The organism is Paenibacillus sp. AR247, assembly GCF_002968895.1.
GTDB lineage: Bacteria > Bacillota > Bacilli > Paenibacillales > Paenibacillaceae > Paenibacillus_AQ > Paenibacillus_AQ favisporus.
The window spans coordinates 1,402,019-1,403,537 of the sequence record NZ_PCZT01000009.1 but is presented as its reverse complement, the minus strand read 5'-3'; the positions used below and the strand labels follow the sequence as shown (position 1 = coordinate 1,403,537).

Sequence of the window (1,519 nt, the reverse complement as noted above, 5' to 3'; positions counted from 1 at the left end):
GTGGTATGGGACGATCACGGCACCCGCTGCGGCGTGTGCGTCGAGACGGCGCTTACGGCAGCTTCGCTGGTCAAAGAGGGCAAAAGCGTGAAAGAGATCCGCGGCATTATCGACCAGACGTATTCCAACGGAAAATACGCGGCGCCGACGCCAACGCCGGAAGTATAGTGGGGGATAGGGATCTGGATTCCGGCAGCGCCGGATCTGGACCATCATACCGAAATACGGGCAACATATGTGCTGAATGCCGAATGGGAGCCCGAACGTGCCTAGGTATAATCGCCATCCGCTGACAGGCGCGAGTGAGCATGACATAAAACAGTCCCGGCCAATATATTCGGCCGGGACTTGTTTTTTAATGAGGCTGCGATTCATCCGTAGAACTGCGGACATCACTTGCTTCCCGCAGCATTTCCGGCGTCCAGGACCAGTCGCTGATCTGCGCGGCATCCGTCACGTGATGCACTTTGCTGGCACCGATGATGGCGGCTGTGACCGTGGGCTGATTAAGCACCCACGACAGTGCGTACTGGGAAAGGCTGACTTCGTATTGACCGGCAAGCACCGCGTATTTTTTGACAAGCTCATAATTCCGCTCGGTAAAATACTGCTGCAGCGGCTTCTCCCCGCTGGCGGCGCGGCTCTCCGGCGGGGCATCCCCTGGCGCTTTGTACTTGCCGGAGAGCATCCCGCGTGCCATCGGACTGTATACCATTACGCCGACGTCCTCCGAGGCGCAGAACGGCAGAAGCTCCTGTTCGATTTCCCGGGAGAGCAGGTTGTACTGCGGCTGCACGGAAATGAACTTTTCGAGGTTCATCCGCTCGCTGATCGCATGCGCTTTGGCGATCTGCCAGGCGGCATAGTTGGAGCAGCCGATATACCTTACTTTTCCCTGGCGAACGAGGTCGTCCAGAGCCCGCAGCGTTTCTTCCAGCGGCGTGTGCGGGTCGAAAATATGTACCTGGTACAGGTCTATATAATCCGTCTGAAGGCGCTGCAGCGACTTATCGACTTCGCGCAAAATATGGGTCCGCGACAGGCCGCTGTCATTTTTCCCGAACCCTGACCGGATGCCCACTTTCGTCGCCAGAACGACCTGATCCCGTCTGCCCTTCAGGGCACGGCCGATAATGTCCTCGCTTTCGCCTGTTCCGTGCGGAACGTCGGCATCCTGCCCCTTTCCGTAATAGTTGGCGGTGTCGATAAAATTGATTCCCTGGTCGATCGCGAGATCCAGGATCCGCACCGACGCTTCCTCGTCGATCCATCTTCCAAAAGCCATCGTGCCCAGGCAAAGATTAGATACTTCCAAGCCTGTGCCGCCCAATCTGCGGTACTTCATGACATGTCAGCCTCCCATCTTGATTTGGTATCAGGGATTATAATAGCACAGCAGGACAGGGTTAACGCAAGGCGATAAAGGAATCCGATTGTAAGCGGAAACAAAATGCTTGAAATTGGTATGCGCTGCGGTACGTTTGTAACGAAAGGGGTGTGAAACCATGGAAAATACAAG

2 protein-coding genes are annotated in these 1,519 nt (G+C 55.9%); one reads left to right on the top strand and one right to left on the bottom strand.

Features of this window, described 5'->3' with window-relative positions; translation table 11 throughout:
* The coding region (locus CPT76_RS14695; protein ID WP_219845446.1) for a PCYCGC motif-containing (lipo)protein at positions 1–168 on the top strand (168 nt) is incomplete at its 5' end.
* Positions 169–355: 187 nt separating this feature from the next.
* Here the strand turns inward: CPT76_RS14695 and CPT76_RS14690 are convergent.
* Positions 356–1,345: an aldo/keto reductase gene (locus CPT76_RS14690; RefSeq protein ID WP_105443425.1), complete on the bottom strand. Its 990-nt coding sequence runs from the start codon at positions 1,343–1,345 to the stop codon at positions 356–358.
* Positions 1,346–1,519 lie beyond the last annotated feature (174 nt).

What these genes read in the sequence shown, in the direction of transcription:
- CPT76_RS14690 (WP_105443425.1), bottom strand. Translation starts at nt 1,345, where the DNA reads ATGAAGTACCGCAGATTGGGCGGCACAGGCTTGGAAGTATCTAATCTT.